The sequence below is a fragment of the Rhodoferax sp. TH121 genome, from assembly GCF_002251855.1.
Classification (GTDB): Bacteria; Pseudomonadota; Gammaproteobacteria; order Burkholderiales; family Burkholderiaceae_C; genus Allorhodoferax.
This window is the reverse complement of record NZ_NOXW01000020.1, coordinates 391,265-407,095: the sequence shown is the minus strand read 5'-3', so window position 1 is coordinate 407,095 and position 15,831 is coordinate 391,265. Positions and strand designations below refer to the sequence as shown.

At 64.4% G+C, this 15,831-nt stretch carries 10 protein-coding genes and 1 other RNA gene; 5 read left to right on the top strand and 6 right to left on the bottom strand.

The window, feature by feature from the left end:
* Positions 1 to 2: 2 nt before the first annotated feature.
* Genes recR through dnaX form a run of 3 tightly spaced genes read right to left on the bottom strand, consistent with a single transcriptional unit; the run spans position 3 to position 2,966 of the window.
* Positions 3 to 593 carry a recombination mediator RecR gene (recR, locus tag CHU94_RS07860; RefSeq protein WP_094478467.1) on the bottom strand — a complete coding sequence of 197 codons (591 nt, stop codon included), beginning with the start codon at positions 591 to 593 and terminating at the stop codon, positions 3 to 5.
* A 25-nt stretch (positions 594 to 618) separates the two neighbouring features.
* A complete protein-coding gene (locus CHU94_RS07855) occupies positions 619 to 951 on the bottom strand; it encodes a YbaB/EbfC family nucleoid-associated protein (protein ID WP_094478465.1) in 333 nt (110 codons plus the stop codon).
* Between the two features lie 41 nt (positions 952 to 992).
* Positions 993 to 2,966 (bottom strand): DNA polymerase III subunit gamma/tau, encoded by a 1,974-nt coding sequence (dnaX, locus tag CHU94_RS07850; RefSeq protein WP_094478463.1) that lies wholly within the window; start codon positions 2,964 to 2,966, stop codon positions 993 to 995.
* 75 nt (positions 2,967 to 3,041) lie between these two features.
* Between dnaX and CHU94_RS07845 the strand changes: the two genes are divergently transcribed.
* The 4 genes from CHU94_RS07845 to CHU94_RS07830 all read left to right on the top strand — a co-directional run bounded on the left by CHU94_RS07845 (position 3,042) and on the right by CHU94_RS07830 (position 7,923).
* Positions 3,042 to 4,097: an extracellular solute-binding protein gene (locus CHU94_RS07845; protein WP_176451954.1), complete on the top strand. Its 1,056-nt coding sequence runs from the start codon at positions 3,042 to 3,044 to the stop codon at positions 4,095 to 4,097.
* Positions 4,094 to 5,824, top strand: coding sequence for a GGDEF domain-containing protein (locus CHU94_RS07840; RefSeq protein ID WP_094478459.1), 1,731 nt, complete (start codon positions 4,094 to 4,096; stop codon positions 5,822 to 5,824). The genes CHU94_RS07845 and CHU94_RS07840 overlap by 4 nt, the downstream gene beginning before the upstream one ends.
* A 41-nt stretch (positions 5,825 to 5,865) precedes the next feature.
* Positions 5,866 to 5,961, top strand: an RNA gene (ffs, locus tag CHU94_RS07835) — signal recognition particle sRNA small type.
* Between the two features lie 39 nt (positions 5,962 to 6,000).
* Positions 6,001 to 7,923, top strand: coding sequence for a diguanylate cyclase (locus tag CHU94_RS07830; protein ID WP_094478457.1), 1,923 nt, complete (start codon positions 6,001 to 6,003; stop codon positions 7,921 to 7,923).
* Positions 7,924 to 7,988: 65 nt separating this feature from the next.
* On the opposite strand, the gene CHU94_RS07825 is transcribed toward CHU94_RS07830, so the two are convergent.
* Genes CHU94_RS07825 through CHU94_RS07815 form a run of 3 tightly spaced genes read right to left on the bottom strand, consistent with a single transcriptional unit; the run spans position 7,989 to position 15,183 of the window.
* Complete coding sequence (locus CHU94_RS07825; RefSeq protein WP_094478455.1) at positions 7,989 to 9,311, bottom strand: TIGR03862 family flavoprotein; 1,323 nt, start codon at positions 9,309 to 9,311, stop codon at positions 7,989 to 7,991.
* Positions 9,308 to 12,643, bottom strand: a complete 3,336-nt coding sequence (locus CHU94_RS07820; RefSeq protein WP_176451953.1) for an exodeoxyribonuclease V subunit beta — start codon at positions 12,641 to 12,643, stop codon at positions 9,308 to 9,310. Before CHU94_RS07820 ends, CHU94_RS07825 begins: the two co-directional genes overlap by 4 nt.
* The gene (locus CHU94_RS07815; protein WP_094479322.1) at positions 12,640 to 15,183 is read right to left on the bottom strand and encodes a PD-(D/E)XK nuclease family protein; all 2,544 of its coding nucleotides are present in this window, start codon (positions 15,181 to 15,183) and stop codon (positions 12,640 to 12,642) included. The genes CHU94_RS07820 and CHU94_RS07815 overlap by 4 nt, the downstream gene beginning before the upstream one ends.
* Before the next feature lie 157 nt (positions 15,184 to 15,340).
* On the opposite strand from CHU94_RS07815, the gene trxA reads away from it, so the two are divergent.
* Positions 15,341 to 15,673, top strand: a complete 333-nt coding sequence (gene trxA / locus CHU94_RS07810; protein WP_094478453.1) for a thioredoxin TrxA — start codon at positions 15,341 to 15,343, stop codon at positions 15,671 to 15,673.
* Positions 15,674 to 15,831 lie beyond the last annotated feature (158 nt).

The following is a 15,831-nucleotide window of genomic DNA, read 5'->3' as shown; positions in this document are numbered from 1 at the left end:
CGCTAGCGGCGGTCCACCAACGCGTGGGCAATAGTGCCCAGATCGACATATTCCAATTCGCTACCGACCGGCACGCCGCGTGCAAGGCGCGTGGGTTTGAGGCCACGTGCCTTGAGACCCTCGGCAATCACATAGGCCGTGGCCTCCCCTTCGGCCGTGAAGTTGGTAGCCAAAATCACTTCCTGCACCAGACCGTCACAGGCTCGCTCAAACAACTTCTTCAAACCCAGATCGTGTGGACCCACACCATCCAAGGGGCTGAGCTTGCCCATCAACACGAAGTACAGGCCCTTGTAGGCGCCCGTGCGCTCCATCGCAGCTTGGTCGGCCGGAGTCTCCACCACACACAACTGGCTGTGGTCGCGCCGCGGGTCCAGACAGGAAACGCACACCGCCTGCTCGGTGAAGGTGTGGCAGCGCTCGCAGTGGCGCACCTGGGTACTGGCATGCAGCAAGGCTTGTGCTAACAGCTGAGCGCCCGGGCGGTCATGCTGCAGCAAATGGAAGGCCATGCGCTGGGCCGACTTCACACCCACACCAGGCAGGCGCTTGAGCGCCTGGACCAGGGCGTCTACGGCATTGGTATCGGTCACGTAGCGTGGTGCAGCGTAGTGGCGTTCAGAAGGGAAACTTCATGCCACCGGGCAAGCCAGGCATGCCGGCGGTGAGTTTGCCCATCTTTTCTGCAGATGTTTCTTCCGCCTTGCGCACCGCTGCATTGAAGGCTGCGGCCACCAAGTCCTCCAGCATGTCCTTGTCGTCCGCCAGCAGGCTGGGGTCGATGGTGATGCGCTTCACGTCGTGCTTGCATGTCATGGTGACCTTCACCAGCCCGGCGCCGGACTCACCGGTCACTTCGATAGTACCCAGCTCGTCCTGAGCTTTCTTCATGTTGTCCTGCATCGCCTGGGCTTGTTTCATCAGGCCGGCGAGTTGTCCTTTGTTGAACATGGATATCCTTGCGTAAAAGAAAGAAAAATGGGGTGCGGGCCTCAGAGGGGCCGAATGGAGCCGGGCACGATTTTCGCGCCAAAGTCCCGCACCATGGATTGCACAAACGGGTGGTCGTTGATTATCTTCTCGGCCGCCTGTTGCTTCTCGGCCGATGCCGCCGCGTTGCGTCGGCTGGGGTTGTCGGTCACCCGCCCCACCTCAATCGCCAACTTCACCGGAAACCCGGCGGCCGCCAACGCTGCGGTCAGCCGGTCACGGGTGCCGGGCTGGTTCAGCGTCTCGCGCTCCAGGCGCAGCAACCACTGGTCGGTGTCGCGCGCAATCAGCTGCGACTGCAGCGCCAGTTCACGCACCATGGCCGTGATGGCTTCGGTCTGGATAAGCTGCTGCACCGTGGCATGCCAAAAATTCCCCTCTTCGGTCGGCACCAGCACCTGCGGCGCCTGTGTGGCCACAACATCCGATCGGCTCTCGGCCTGGGTACGCACCGGAACCGCTACAACTTTGGTAGCTACTTGCGCAGGTGGGACGGGGGCTAGAGGCTCATTTTGATCCTCATACAGGTCAGCAGGCTCCTCATCATCCGAACCACTGTCGCGCACGGGGAGCACCTGCCCCGGGGGAATGCCCGCACGGTCCTGGGCAACCACAGCTGCAGGGGCTTCAGGCGCGTCTTCCCAGGGCTGAACGACCTGGGAACGCGCCACAGCGGCAGGCGCAAGCGACGGTGACACGGGGGCTGCTGGCAGCAATGGACCCGCAGTATTAACAAGGTCCGGCACAGGCGCGGCTGTCGGCACGGACACGGGTGCAGCCACGGCAACTGCAGGCGCTGCGGGGGCAGGACGCGGCGCTGGCGCAGCGTCAGCTAGAGTTTTTTTTTCAGCCAGAGGCGCCACACCGGTCTGCGGCTTGAAGGCCAGCAGGCGCAGCAGCACCATGGTCAGTGCCGCGTATTCATCGGGCGCAAGGCCCAGGTCGGCACGACCGTGCAGGCAAATGCTGTAGAGCAGCTGCGTCTCGTCGGCGGGCAACAGGGCAGCCAGGCGGGCCGTATCTGAAGCCTCAGGATCGCTGTCATCCCCACCACCGGCGGTGCCCCCCATGGCCTGAAGCACCGCCATGCGTTGCAGCACGGTGGACATTTCCTCCAGCGTGGAGGCCGCACTCAGGCCATTGTGGCGCAAGGCTTCGGAAGTTTCCACCACCGTTTTGCCGTCGCCCAGGGCCAGCGCCTCGATCAGACGGAACACATAGCTGCGATCCACACTGCCCAGCATCTGGCGTACCGTGGCCTCCTGCAACTGGCCGGAGCCAAAGGCAATCGCCTGGTCGGTCAGGCTCAGCGCATCGCGCATGGAGCCACGGGCCGCCCGGGCTAGCAGGCGCAGGGCCTGCACCTCGGAACTAACCTGCTCCACCTCCAGCACCCGGGACAGGTGTTCTCGGATGGTCTCGGGCGCCATCGGCCGCAAGTTGAATTGCAGGCAGCGCGAAAGCACGGTCACCGGAACCTTCTGGGGGTCGGTGGTAGCCAGCACAAATTTCAAGTACTCGGGCGGCTCCTCCAGAGTCTTCAACATGGCGTTGAACGCCGTGTTGGTGAGCATGTGCACCTCGTCGATCATGAAAACCTTGAAGCGCCCCTGCACGGGCTTGTAAACGGCTTGCTCCAGCAGCGCCTGCACTTCGTCGACGCCACGGTTCGACGCGGCATCAAGTTCGGTGTAATCGACAAAGCGACCGCTATCAATATCAGAACATGCTTGGCAGACCCCACAGGGGGTCGCCGTGATTCCGCCATGGCCATCAACACCTTGGCAATTGAGCGATTTGGCCAAAATGCGCGATACCGTGGTCTTGCCCACGCCCCGCGTACCAGTGAACAGGTACGCATGGTGCAGGCGCTGGGTGGTCAGCGCATTGGTCAGAGCTTGCACCACATGGTCCTGCCCCACCATTTCGGTGAAGTTGCGCGGACGGTACTTGCGGGCGAGCACGAGGTAAGACATGCACCGATTCTAGTGCGCCAACCCGGGCCCTCTCAGTTAGACTGGGAGCCTGCAAAGACCACTCTACCCACCCACGTGTCCACTTTGTTGAGAAGCTGCTTTGTATGGCTGTCTTTTGCGCTATCGGCCTGCCTATGGAGCAGCGCGGCGCAGGCCAGCGGCGTGTTGCGGGTGCTGGCGTGGCCGGGCTACGCCGACCCCGACATGGTCAAAACCTTCGAGCAGCGCACCGGTGCCAAGGTAGAGGTGAGCTACATCGATACGGACGAGGCTCTCTGGTCACGTATCTCCAAAAACCAGGGCAGCGACTTTGATGTGTTTGCGGTGAACACCGCAGAGCTGCAACGCTACATCAAGAAATCGCTGGTTGTGCCCCTCAAAATCGGGGCCATTACCAACACGCGGCGCCAACTGCCCCAATTTCAGGCCCTGGAAAAAATTCCAGGCATCGTGCACGGCGGCAAGGTATTTGCCATGCCCTACACCTATTCTGAAATGGGCCTGATTTACGACCGCCAACAGATCAAGAGCGCCCCCACCTCCATTCAGGCGCTGTGGGACCCTCGCTACCAGGGCAAGGTGCTTGTCTACAACGGAGGGGCCCACAACTTTGCACTGGCCGCGCTGGCCTTGGGCAGCCGCACCCCGTTTACGCTGCAAGCCTCCCAATGGGAGCCTGCAGTCCAACAACTGATTGCCATGCGGCGCAATGCGCTGACCTTCTACACCCAACTGGACGATTCGGTGCAGTGGTTTCAAAGCCGCAAGGCGGCGCTGCTGTTCGCCAACTATGGGTCGCAGCAGTTCAAGCAACTGCAAGCGGCCGGGCTGGACGTGGGGTACGCCATTCCGCAGGAAGGAGCGTTGGCTTGGCTGGACTGCTGGGTGATCACCCGCGGCGCCAAAGACACAGCGCTTGCCGAGGCTTGGATCAACTACACCCTGGAGGCTGTGCCCGGGCAGATCTTGCAGGACCGCCAGGGCCTGGCCAACACAACCGCGCCCTCGCCTTACCTGGGGCCCCAGGACAAACTGATCTGGCTGGAGCCAGTGGAAAATGTGGAGCGGCGCAACTTGCTGTGGAGCCGCATTCTGTCTGGCGACCGAGCCAGCAAGGTGATGGCGCCATGAGATTCGGGATCAGCGCACGCTTGACCTTGGTGCTGGCCTTGGTGGGCCTGCTCGTCGCCGGGTTGACGGGGTTTTATGCATTCCATGTCAGCCGTGGCCTGCTGGTGCAGTCGTCCAAGGACGAGTTGTTGCTGTCCACCCAGGTCCTGTCGCGCCGCATTGCACTGACCCGCCAAGAGGTGTCCCGCAATCTGATGGTATTGGCTTCCCATCCAGCTGCGCAGGCCTCGCTGCAGCCCCATGCAGAGGGTGCGCAGGCGCAATTGGCCACCCTCTTCAAAGTGCTGATGGCGGCCAATCCGGCCTACCTGCAGATCCGCCTGATCAGCGCCCGTGACCATGGCCTGGAGCGGGTACGGGTGGACCGCGACAGCGGCACACTGCAGGAAGTAACCGGCGAAGACCTGCAGGAAAAAGGACACTTTGCTTATGTGTCGGAAACCCTCAAGCTCGCCTATGGCGAAACTTACCTGTCGCCCATTGCCATCAACCACGAGCAGGGCTCTCACGCAGGTCTGGATCGCCCCACGCTGCAGCTGGCCACCCCTGTTAGCGATACGAATGGCAAGGCACTGGGCCTACTGGTGATCAACCTGGACCTGGACGGTATGTTTGCCCTGCTGTCAGCCGACCTGCCCGAGGACTTTGCCCTGTACTTGGCCAACCACGAGGGCGACTACCTGATCCACCCTGACAGCACCAAGACCTTCGGGTTTGACAGGGGCCGTCGGGTGTTGGTGCAGGATGAGTTTGCGGAGGCTGCCAAGTTGGTAGACCAAAGTGCAGAAAACATCCTGCTGCAAGCTGACCAGGGCCCACACGCGTTCGCCCCCTTGCTCGCGGCCTTTGTCGGGCGCCCTGTGCTGGCCAACAGTGAGGAGACACGCTTGATCCTAGGACTGGCCCGCCCCCTGGAGGGCGTGCTGAAGCAGACCGACCAACTGGGCCAGACCATTGTGCAAATTGTGGTCTTGGTGAGCGTGGCCTGCGCGCTGCTGGCTGTCTTGGTGGCGCGCGCACTCACACGCCCCATCAACAGCATGATTGCCGCAGTGCATCGCTTCTCCAACGACAACAAAGTCCTGCCTTTGCCTGTGGAGCGCAGCGATGAAATAGGCACCCTGGCGCGCAGCTTTGCCCGTATGCAAGGCCAAATCCGCAAACAAATGGACGACCTGCAGGACAGCCGTGAAGAACTGGAACACTTGGCCCAGCACGACATGCTGACCGAGCTGCCCAACCGGCGCATGTTCATGGACCGGCTGGCCCAGGCGATTGCAAGGGCCGAACGCACCGAAGAAGGCTTTGCCCTGCTCTTCATCGACGTGGACAACTTCAAGAACTTCAACGACAGCCTGGGCCATGCTGCCGGTGACGCCGTGCTCAAAACTGTGGCCCGGCGCCTGGCCAGCCACACCCGCAAGGTGGACACGGTGGCACGGCTGGGTGGGGACGAGTTTGTGGTGATGATCGACAACTTCTCGGAACGCAACCTGATTGCCGCCTTCACCGAGAAGCTGCTGGCAGCCCTCAAAGCACCGATGGTCTTTGAAGGCCACACCCTGTGCGTGGAGTTCAGCATCGGTATCAGCCAGTTCCCGGACGACGGCAGCACCGCCGAAGAGGTGATCAACAACGCCGATCGGGCCATGTACCGCACCAAAGCGGGGGGGCGCAATGGCTACCGCTTCACCTCGGATACCAACACCCAGCCCAACCTGCTCTGACAGCCCCGAAAGCAGCCTGCGCTTTGGGTACAATGCGCTTTGACGGGCCTTCCCGCATGGTGAAGCGGCCAACCGGGTCAGGTGGGGAACCAAGCAGCCCTAACTGTGGAGCCAGTGCCGGGGTCAGGCTCGTCAACCCCCATTCCATGCCTTGCCACCCCTGAGGATTTCCGGGAATGACTCTCAGCGTGTTGTCCCGTTGGGTTGGTGTAGTGCTGCTGACGTGCAGCGCAGCGATGGCCGCCTGGGCCCAGGCACCAGATCCGCACCCTGATTTCCCCATCCTTACCCTCACGGACACCACGCCCAGCCGCATCGAGCTGAGCAGCCATCTGGCCTATCTTGAGGACGCGGAGCGCAAGCTGTCCCTGGAGCAGGCCAGTGGGCCGCTGCAAACCTGGGTCGGCATGGACCGCACCAGCCCCAACTTTGGCTTCACCAACAAGGCCTATTGGTTTCGCTTTGCGCTAGACAACCGCACTGGCAAAACCCAGCAACGCCTGCTGGAACTGCCACGCGCCTTCATCGACGACGTGCGTCTGTTTCACCTGCAAGAGGGCAAGGTACTTGCCAAATACGCCCTGGGCGACGAACAGCCCTTTGCCCAGCGCGTGGTCCAGCACCAGAACCTGGTGATGCCACTCACCCTGCCACCCGGCGTGCACCAGCTTTACCTGCGCATGGCCTCCAGTGGCACCGTCGAGGCACCGTTGCGCCTGTGGGAACCCGCCACCTTTTACACCGCTGCCGCCAGAGAGCACCTGCTGGATGGTGCAGTGCTGGGCATGCTGGTAGTGATGATCGTCTACAACCTGTTCATCTACCTCTCCACGCGCGACATCAACTACCTCTACTACATCGCCTTCGTGATCAGCTACCTGATGTTCTGGAGCACGCTGTGGGGCTACAGCTTTGCCTACCTCTGGCCCAATGAGATCCGCTGGAACAGCATCGCCGTGCCAGTCTTCATTGCATCGGCCTGCGTGTCCGCCAGCCTGTTTGCCGACAGTTTCCTCAAATTGCGGCGCTTCTCACGCGCTGCGCACTATGGCGTTCTGGCACTCACCAGCATCAGTATTCTGTTGTTTGTCGGGGCTTTTGTCCTGCCTTACCCCCTCATCATCCGCGCGACGTCGGCCATGATTCTGGTGGTCTCGGTGGTCGCCCTGGGGTGTGGCTACTGGCGCTGGTGGACCGGGGCACGTTTTGCGCGGTTTTACTGTCTGTCCTGGACCTCCGTGTTTGTGGGGGTGAGCGTGTTGACGATTGGCAAGTTCGGCTTGCTACCGTCCAACTTCTGGACCGACAACGCGTCCCAAATCGGCGTGTTGCTGCTGGTGCTGTTGCTGTCCTTCACGCTGGCCGACCGCATCAACACCGACCGCAGCCTGCGCATCAACGCCCAGGCCGTGGCCCTGGCCCACGCACAAAAAGCCCGCGCCTCGCAGAAAGCTCTGATCGAGTCCACCGCACAAGCCAATCGGGAGCTGGAAAGCCGCGTGCAGGAACGCACCAACGAATTGCACGATGCGCTGGAAAAACTGCAAACCGTGAATGCACAGCTGCAGCGCCTCTCCAATACCGATGCCCTGACCCAGGTCGGCAACCGGGCCTACTTTGACCATGCACTGCAGACGGAACACAAACGCGCCAGCCGCCAAAAACAACCCTTGGCCCTGCTGATGTTTGACATCGACCACTTCAAATCTATCAACGACAGCTGGGGCCATCCGGCGGGTGATGCCTGCCTGCGCTACTTGGCCGACTTTCTGCGCAGCAAAGTACTGCGCGCAGGGGATGTACTGGCCCGCTACGGCGGTGAGGAGTTTGTGGTCCTGCTGATCAACAGCACGCTGGGTGATGCGCTGGACGTGGCCGAGGACCTGCGCGCAGAGATCGCCACCCTGGAAATCCCCATTGAGGGCAAGCACCTGCGCATCACCGCCAGCTTTGGCGTGGCCAGCGCCATCCCCGCCAGCCTGACAACGGCCGCCACACTGGTGGCGGACGCCGACAAGGCTCTGTACGAAGCCAAACACCATGGCCGCAACTGCGTGCGCGCTGCGGCACCCCGCCTCAATGCACCGCAGAGCACCTAAACGCTATTATTTCAGGAGCTGTTCGCGCAGTATCCACGGGGGCTATAGGCTAAAAACGTTAAAAATTAGCCATCGCGGCGCAGGTAGGCCACGGCGCCCTGCCCCGCCGCTGCACCGCTGGCAAAGCAGGCCTGCAGCAGGTAGCCGCCTGTAGGGGCTTCCCAGTCCAGCATCTCGCCAGCGCAGAACACACCGGGCAGCTGCTCCATCATCAACTGGGGCGTGAGCACCTCAAACAACACACCACCGGCGGTGCTGATGGCTTCGTCGATCGGGCGGGTGGCCTGCAGCGTGATGGGCAGTGCCTTGATGGCCGCAGCCAACTGCGCCGGGTCGTTCATCGCTTCTTTAGACAGGCGCTCGTGGAGGATGGCGGACTTGATTCCCTCCAGGTGCAAGCGGCTCTTCAGGTGGCTGGACAGCGACCGGCTGCCACGCGGATGCAGCACCTCGGCCAGCACTTTCTCGGCCGGCACATCGGGCAGCAGGTCCAACGTGAACGTGGCGCTGCCATGGCGAATGATGTCATCGCGCAACAGGCTGGACGCGGCGTAGACCAGGCTGCCTTCCACCCCAGTGGCGGTGGCCACAAACTCGCCCTTGCGCTGAAAGCTCTGGCCCTGTGCCGTGCTGACGCCTATGGCCACCGACTTGAAGGGCTGACCGGCAAACTTGTCGGCAAAAAACGGGCTCCAGCCGCCCTGCACGTCAAAACCACAGTTGGCCGGCAGCAGCGGCGCCACCGCCACGCCGCGCTGGGCCAAGAGCGGTACCCAGGCCCCGTTGGACCCCAGTCGTGCCCAGCTGCCACCGCCCAGCGCCAGCACCACCGCACGCGCCTGCACCTCTTGGGGGCCGGTGGGCGTGTCAAAGCGCAACACGATGCCGGCGCTATCCGCAGCAGCGTCGCCCCAACCGGTCCAGCGATGGCGCATATGGAACTGCACGCCCACACCGGGCGCCGTGGGGTTGCGCAGACGCTGTAGCCACGCGCGCAGCAGTGGCGCGGCCTTCATGTCCTTGGGGAACACCCGGCCTGACGAGCCCACAAAGGTCTCAATGCCCAGCCCCTGGGCCCAGGCGCGCAGAGCCGTGCTGTCCAGCCCCTGCAGCAGGGCCTCGATGGCACCACGGCGTGCGCCATAACGTTCGGCAAACCGGTCGGCAGAGTCAGAGTGGGTGAGGTTAAGCCCGCCCTTGCCCGCTAGCAGGAATTTGCGGCCAATGCTGGGCATCGCGTCAAACAGGTGCGCGGCCACACCGGCCTCGGCCAGTTGCTGGGCGGCCATGAGCCCGGCCGGGCCACCGCCCACGATGGCCACATCCACACGGCGGACCTCGCCGGAGGTAGGCACAGAGGCGGCGGACGGAGAAAGTTCAGAACTCATGCGGGCGTCAATTCAATCAGTTGGCCTTGCGGCGTTAAAAAAGCGGCACGTACGGCCTGCCCGGGGTTGGCCAGGGCCACCGCCTCTCGGTAGCCCAGCAGCTGGGCACACAGAGCCGCATCCAGCTGCGGTTGTGCATTCGATTTGTAATCCAGCACCCACCAGGTGCCATTGCGCTGCTGCACCAGCCGGTCCATGCGCAGCAGACGGCCGCGCTGGGTGATGGGCACTTCGTTGGCGTGCCAGGCCAGTTGGGTGCTGTCCCACAACCAGGCGCCCTCGCCTTGCAAGATGGCCTGGGCCATCTGTGCTGCGGTCTGGGCCTGCGCGGTTTCCAGGGCAAACGCTTTGGCTACCCGGGCCAGGGCCACGGGGCTCCAAGTGTAGGACTCTTGGGCATGACCACCAGCCACGGCGGGCACCCACTCCAGCAGGCGGTGCAGCGCCTGACCCAGGCGGGACTCCAGAGTCTCCTCACCGTTTTCAGACACCGAACTCGCTATCTTTTCAGGAGCTGATCGCGCAGTATTGACGGGGTCCAGAGGCAGTTTTGGCACTATTTTCAGCACATACGGGGCCTGCACCTCGGCCATGGCGGCCTGCTGCGGCAGCGCAAAGCTGGCCTCAGCGCGCGGCGCATCCTGCGCCTGGCCTTCCAACCGGCGCCACCAACTGCCCGCATGTTCGCGGTGCGGTGCCAGGCTGGAGATGACCAGCGTTTGCTGCGTGCGCGTGAGCGCGACGTAGAGCGCATTGAGCTCCTCGCGGCTGCGCTCGGCCTGCTCGTGCGCCAGCGCGCCCACCACACAGGCGGGCGGGCGCGATTCACTGGCCAGAAACACGAAGCGCCGTGGGTGCGGGTCTTCGCCGGGCCAGTCCACCAGCACGCCCATGGTCTCGGTCTTGCCGGCCTCGCCATCGGTGTCCAGCATCAGCACCAGCGGCGCCTCCAGCCCCTTGGCACCGTGGATGGTCAGCAGGCGCACCGCATGGGCGTTGGCACGCACGGGCGCGGGGTTGCCCCCCGCCCGCAGCGCGCGCACCAGGCCGTAGGCCGTGGTGTAGCGCCCACCGTCCACCTGCAGCGCTGCGTTCAGCAAGGCCCGCACATTGGCCAGCACCCGCTCGCGCTGCACGGCGGGGCTGGCGGCCGCGTAGCGGGCCAGCACATCCCCATCGTCGTACATCGCACTCAGCGCATCGTGCGGTGGCAGCTGCGCCACCCACTGCTGCCAGCGCAGCAGCGTGGCGCTGGCATTGGACAAAATGGGGGGGAGCGCGTCCGCAGCGCTGGCATGCAGCGCCTGCCACCAGCTCACCGCCTCTGTCTGGCCGGCCTCGTCACGCGTGGCAGCCCGCAACGCGCGCAGGCGCAGCACCAGGGCTACCAGGTCGTTGTCGGACGCACCAAACACCGGCGACTTGAGCACCCGGGCCAGCGCCAGGTCGTGGCGTGGCGAGACCAGCACATCGAGCAGCGCCACCAGGTCCTGCACCTCGGCAAACTCACCGAGCTCGGCCTTCTCGGGCTGCTGCGCAGGAATGCCCAGCGCTGACAGCTCCTGTTCCATCAAGGTCAAGCGCTCACGCTTGCGCGCCAGCACCATCACGTCTTTGGCCTGGGTCTGCCCGGCGGCCATCTGCGCGGCCAGCCACTGCGCAGCCTGGCGGCATTCCAGCGTCTTGCGGGTGTCCTCAGCCTCGTGGCGGGGCACGGTCAGTGAGTCGCGCCACACGGCTTCGGTTGGCAGCGCCTCCTTGTCGGGCTTGGCTTCGCGCTCAATACGTGGCAGCTTGAACACTTGGCCAGTCTTGCCCGACGCGGTGCTGTGCGGGCGGAAGTCCTGGTAGGTCCCCTCGTCCTGCGCCTGGCCCATGGTCTGGTTCACCAGCGCAATGATTTCGGGCGCGTTGCGCCGTGTGTGGTCACAGCTCAGCTGGTCGCCGCCCAGGCCCTGCGCCACAAACGCCTTGGCCGCACGGAACACCTGCGGCTCAGCCCGGCGGAAGCGGTAAATGCTTTGTTTGGGGTCGCCCACGATGAACACACTGGGCGCATTGCCAGCCCCGGCGTAAGACGACAGCCAGCTGTGCAGCGCCTGCCACTGCAGCGGGTTGGTATCTTGAAACTCGTCAATCAGCAGGTGCCGCACACGCGCATCCAGCCGCTCCTGCACCCAACCGCTGAGCTCGGGGTCGGACAGCAGCACCAGCGCTGTGCGCTCCAGATCGCCCATGTCCAGCCAGCCACGCTCGCGCTTGAGGGCCGCGTAGTCCTGCACCAGGCCACGCGCCAGCCGGGCCATGCGCTGCTGGTGCTGCCAGGCTTGGTCCTGCAGCTGGGCTTGCTGCACCTCTTGCAGCAGCGCCTGCGCGGCCTGCACGTTCGTCAGGTCTACCAGCTTGTCAGTGAGTTTGCGCGGGCCACCGGTCTTGGTGAACAGCGCTTCCACCACGCCGGGCCAGTGCGCATCGCTCAGCGCACGTTCCAGCGCACTGGCAGCCGTCAGGCAGGTCTTGCCGCTGCACTGGCCCAGCGCGCGGGCGCTGTCCCACAGCAAGGTTTGTACAGAAGGCTGGGCCAGGCGCTCCTGTGGTGTGTGCAAGCCGGCAAAAGCCGGAAACTGTGCGGTGAAGTGCTGCACCGAGGCGTCCACCACACCCTGCGCATCGGCCAGGTCAAACTCGGTGCGCTTGTTGAGGGCGGCCTCCAGCGCCTTGTGGGTCTGGTGGCGACCATACAGGCGCACGGCGTCCTGGTAGTCGGCCAGTGCTGCCGCATCGCCGGCCACGCGGGTCTGAAAACGCCGCCACACCTGGGCCACGGCTACCGCATCGTTCTCCAGCAGCTCGTACTGCGTGGGCAGCCCCAGCTGGTGCAACACGCCCAAGGGCGCACTGCCCAGCAGCGCGGCAAACCAGCTGTGGAAGGTGCGTATCTGCACCGGCCGGCCACCGGCCAGCAGCTGCGCGTGCAGGCCACGCAGGGTCTGCAGCTGGGCCGCATCCACCGCCTGCCGCACACCGCGCATCTGCAACTCCTGCTGCAAGCGAGCATCGTCCAGGTGGGCGAATTCGCGCAGCCACTCCTGCAGGCGCTGGCGCATTTCACCGGCTGCCTTTTTGGTGAAGGTGATGGCCAAAATCTCATGCGGCCGTGTGCCTTCCAGCAGGGCGCGCAGCATGCGCGAAACCAGCATCCAGGTCTTGCCCGCACCGGCACAGGCCTCCACCACCACGCTGCGCCGCGGGTCGCAGGCAATCTCATAAAAACGCGGGGCGTCGACCAGGCGGCCGTTGTGCTCATAGGCCGCGTGTCGCACTGTGCTCATGCAGCCTCCCAAAAGTCTTTGCGGCACAGGCCACGCACCTGGCAGAAGTCACATACCGTGCCCTCGCCCAACGCGGGCAGAGGTGCACCGGCAGTAATGCGCTGCAGGTCGTGCTGCAGGCCCTCAATGAGCGCGTCCCGCGCGGCCACCACCTCGGTTTGTTCGAAGGTGGTGCTGCCATCGCGCTCCCCCACATTCACATACGCAGCGCGCAGGGTGTCCTGCGGCAGCAGCGCGGCATAGAAGGCGATTTGGGTGTCCTCCATCGGGTCGCGTGTGCGGTCGCGCGTCGTGCCCGAGGGTTCGGTTTTGTAGTCCAGCAACATCACGCTGCCATCCGCGAAACGGTCGGTTCGGTCGATCCGCCCGACCAACGTTACTTGGCCCAGCGCCTGACGCTGCGGGGTCTCACCGCTGGCAAACACGGCACCCGTGGCCTCGTGGTCGGCCAGCCAACCCAGATAGCCATCGCGCACCGCAGGCCAGGCGGCGGCAAAGGGCAGGAACTCGCCCTCAGGCAATGCCATGTCCGCCGTGACCTGCTGTGCCGTCGCATCCAGCAAAGCCTGGTGTGAAGCGGCATCGGCCACCGGCTGGGCGGCCAACTGGGCATGAAATTGCTCCAGCACTGCGTGCAGCCAGAGGCCAAAGTCGCGCTTGCCCACCTCGGCATCCAGCTCGTCCACTGCCCGCAGGTCCAGCATGCGCTGGGCAAAAAAGCGATAGGGACAGTGGCGGAGGTCTTCGTAGGCGCTGGCCGACAGCGTGTCTACCGCCAGCGCGGGGCCGGTGGGCTGGGGCGGCAGGCAGGGCTGTGGCGTGACGCTGCGGATGCCACGCGGATCGGCCGCACTCTGCTCCCCCCCCAGCTCCAAGCGCAGCTGCTGCACCAGCGCGCTGGGCTGCAGGGCTTCGCCTGTGTCGTCACTGGTGCGCCAAAGCACGTCGCAAGCCGGGCTGGCCAGCGCATGGCGCCAGACCTGGCGCAGCTGGACCTCCAGCGCCTCGCGCGCGGGCAGGCCCAGAGCCGCGCGCTGTGCGGGGGTCCAAACGCCCGCCGGCTCGGGCGAGGGATTGAGTCGCACCTCGTCGCAGCCGGCCATCACCACCGCCCCAAAGGGCCGCCCCAGCATCTGGCTCAGCGGCAGGATCACGACCTGTTCCTGGTCGGGATAGTCGGGCTGAAAACTCGCCCCCTCCAGCGCTTGGTTAACCCAGCGGGTGAACTCCATCAGGTCCAGCCGCTGCCCGGCCCACAGCGCCTGGTCCAGCAGTTGGCTCCATTGGGCTGCATCGGCCGGCGTGAGCCGCAAAGTAGCCAGCAATTTGCTGCCGGCGCCGTCAGTCTGGAGCTGCGCCCATAAGCCCATCTTTTGTAGCACCTGCTGCAGGGCCGCGAGCCATCCGGCCAGGGGCTTGCGTCCGGCCAAGGCACTGCGCAGCTGCTCGATCTCGGCACACGCCGCCAGCAAGGCCGGGCTTGTGCGCACGGCGGGGCTGTCCGCAGCGTGGCGCCAATCGCGCACTTGGTCACGGCGCACCGCAGTTTCCAGCGCATCCAACGCCTCCAGATAGCCTGGTGCTTGTTTCAAGGCGGTCAGCACGGCATCGCAACTGGCGTTCCATTGCGCCGCACGCAGCAGTGCCATCACGCTGGCACCCGCATGGCTGGTAGAGAGCTTCCAGCCGTTTTCATCCCGCACTGCGACCCCAGCCGTGTCCAACACGGCACGCACGCGGCGGGTCAATGCACGGTCTGCACTGACCAACGCCACCGGGTAACGGTCGGCCGCAATGTGCTGCAACAGACAAGCGGCCGTGCGCTGGGCTTCGTCTTCGGCATCCTCACAGGCATGCAGGGCCAGGGCTGCACTCAGGGCTGGCGGTGCCGCCACGCCAGATTCAGCTAGGGGCAGGCAGACCAGTTTGTCAACCCAGACCGGGGCCAGCCCCGCTGGCAAGGAATCCTGGTTGGCCCCCTGCACCAGCACCAGGCAGTCCAGCGTTCCGTGCCATAGGGGGTCGAACAGGGCGTCGCTGGTGTAAGACGAGACGGCCGCCCACTCCACCGCCAAGCGCGCCACACGCGCCTCCCAAGCCAGAGCCTGGCTGTCCATGCCCAGGCCCGCATGCTGCCGCGCGCTCTGCGCCCAGGCGGCGCGTTGCGTGGGCCCGGCGGCCGCGGCCAGTGGTGCCAGTTGGTAAGCGGCCTGCACCAGCAGCGGCGCCAGGGACTCCTGCCCCTGGGCCCCACTGCCCGCCAGCAAGGCCTGGGCCGTCAGGATGTCCACAGCGGGGTCCATGCTGATATCCTGCGCGTCCAGCGTCCGGCCCCCCAGGGCGGTAACCCAGTTCTGGGTGGTCTCAAAACGGGGCGAGAAACCATCAGGATAAAGGCGCGCCCAGAGCCGGCTGGCCAGCGGCAACAGCTGGGCATACGGCAGCAGCACCAGGGTACGGGCAGGATGGGCCTGCCGGGCCTGCAATTGGGCTTGGATGCGCGGCAGCAAGCCCGAGGCTTCAGCGAGCCAGAGTGCCATGGCGGGGTGCTCTGCCCCATAACTGAAGGCCTTGAGCGCTAGGGGAGCATCGTTTTTCGCTATGCTGGCGATAGGCGTAGCGGCATCAGGGAAGGGCTTGGTTTCTGTCACAATGCCGCAACTTTAGCTGCATTAGCAATCATCCAAAGGAGCCACCATGGCCAGCGAACTGATCAAACATGTCACCGATGCCACCTTCGAAGCCGATGTGCTCGGTGCGGCGCAACCCATTTTGGTGGACTACTGGGCTGAGTGGTGCGGCCCCTGCAAGATGATCGCCCCCATCCTTGACGAAGTGTCGGCCACCTACCAGGGCAAGCTGCAGATTGCCAAGATGAATGTGGACGAAAACCGCGACATCCCCGCCAAATTCGGCATCCGCGGCATCCCCACCCTGATGCTGTTCAAGGACGGCCAACTGGCCGCCACCAAGGTGGGCGCGCTGAGCAAGGCCCAATTGACAGCCTTCATCGACCAGCAACTGGCCTGATCGAACCCCCTCGCCCTGACAACGGGGCGACTTGCAAGGGGCCGCTCCAAGTTTTCAAGCGCTTGGCGGCCCGCTGCAGCACAGACCATATGCTGCCAAAGAGCAAAATAGAGCACACCCAAGTTTTCCTGTCATAATAAATCCCGTTCACCCGCCCA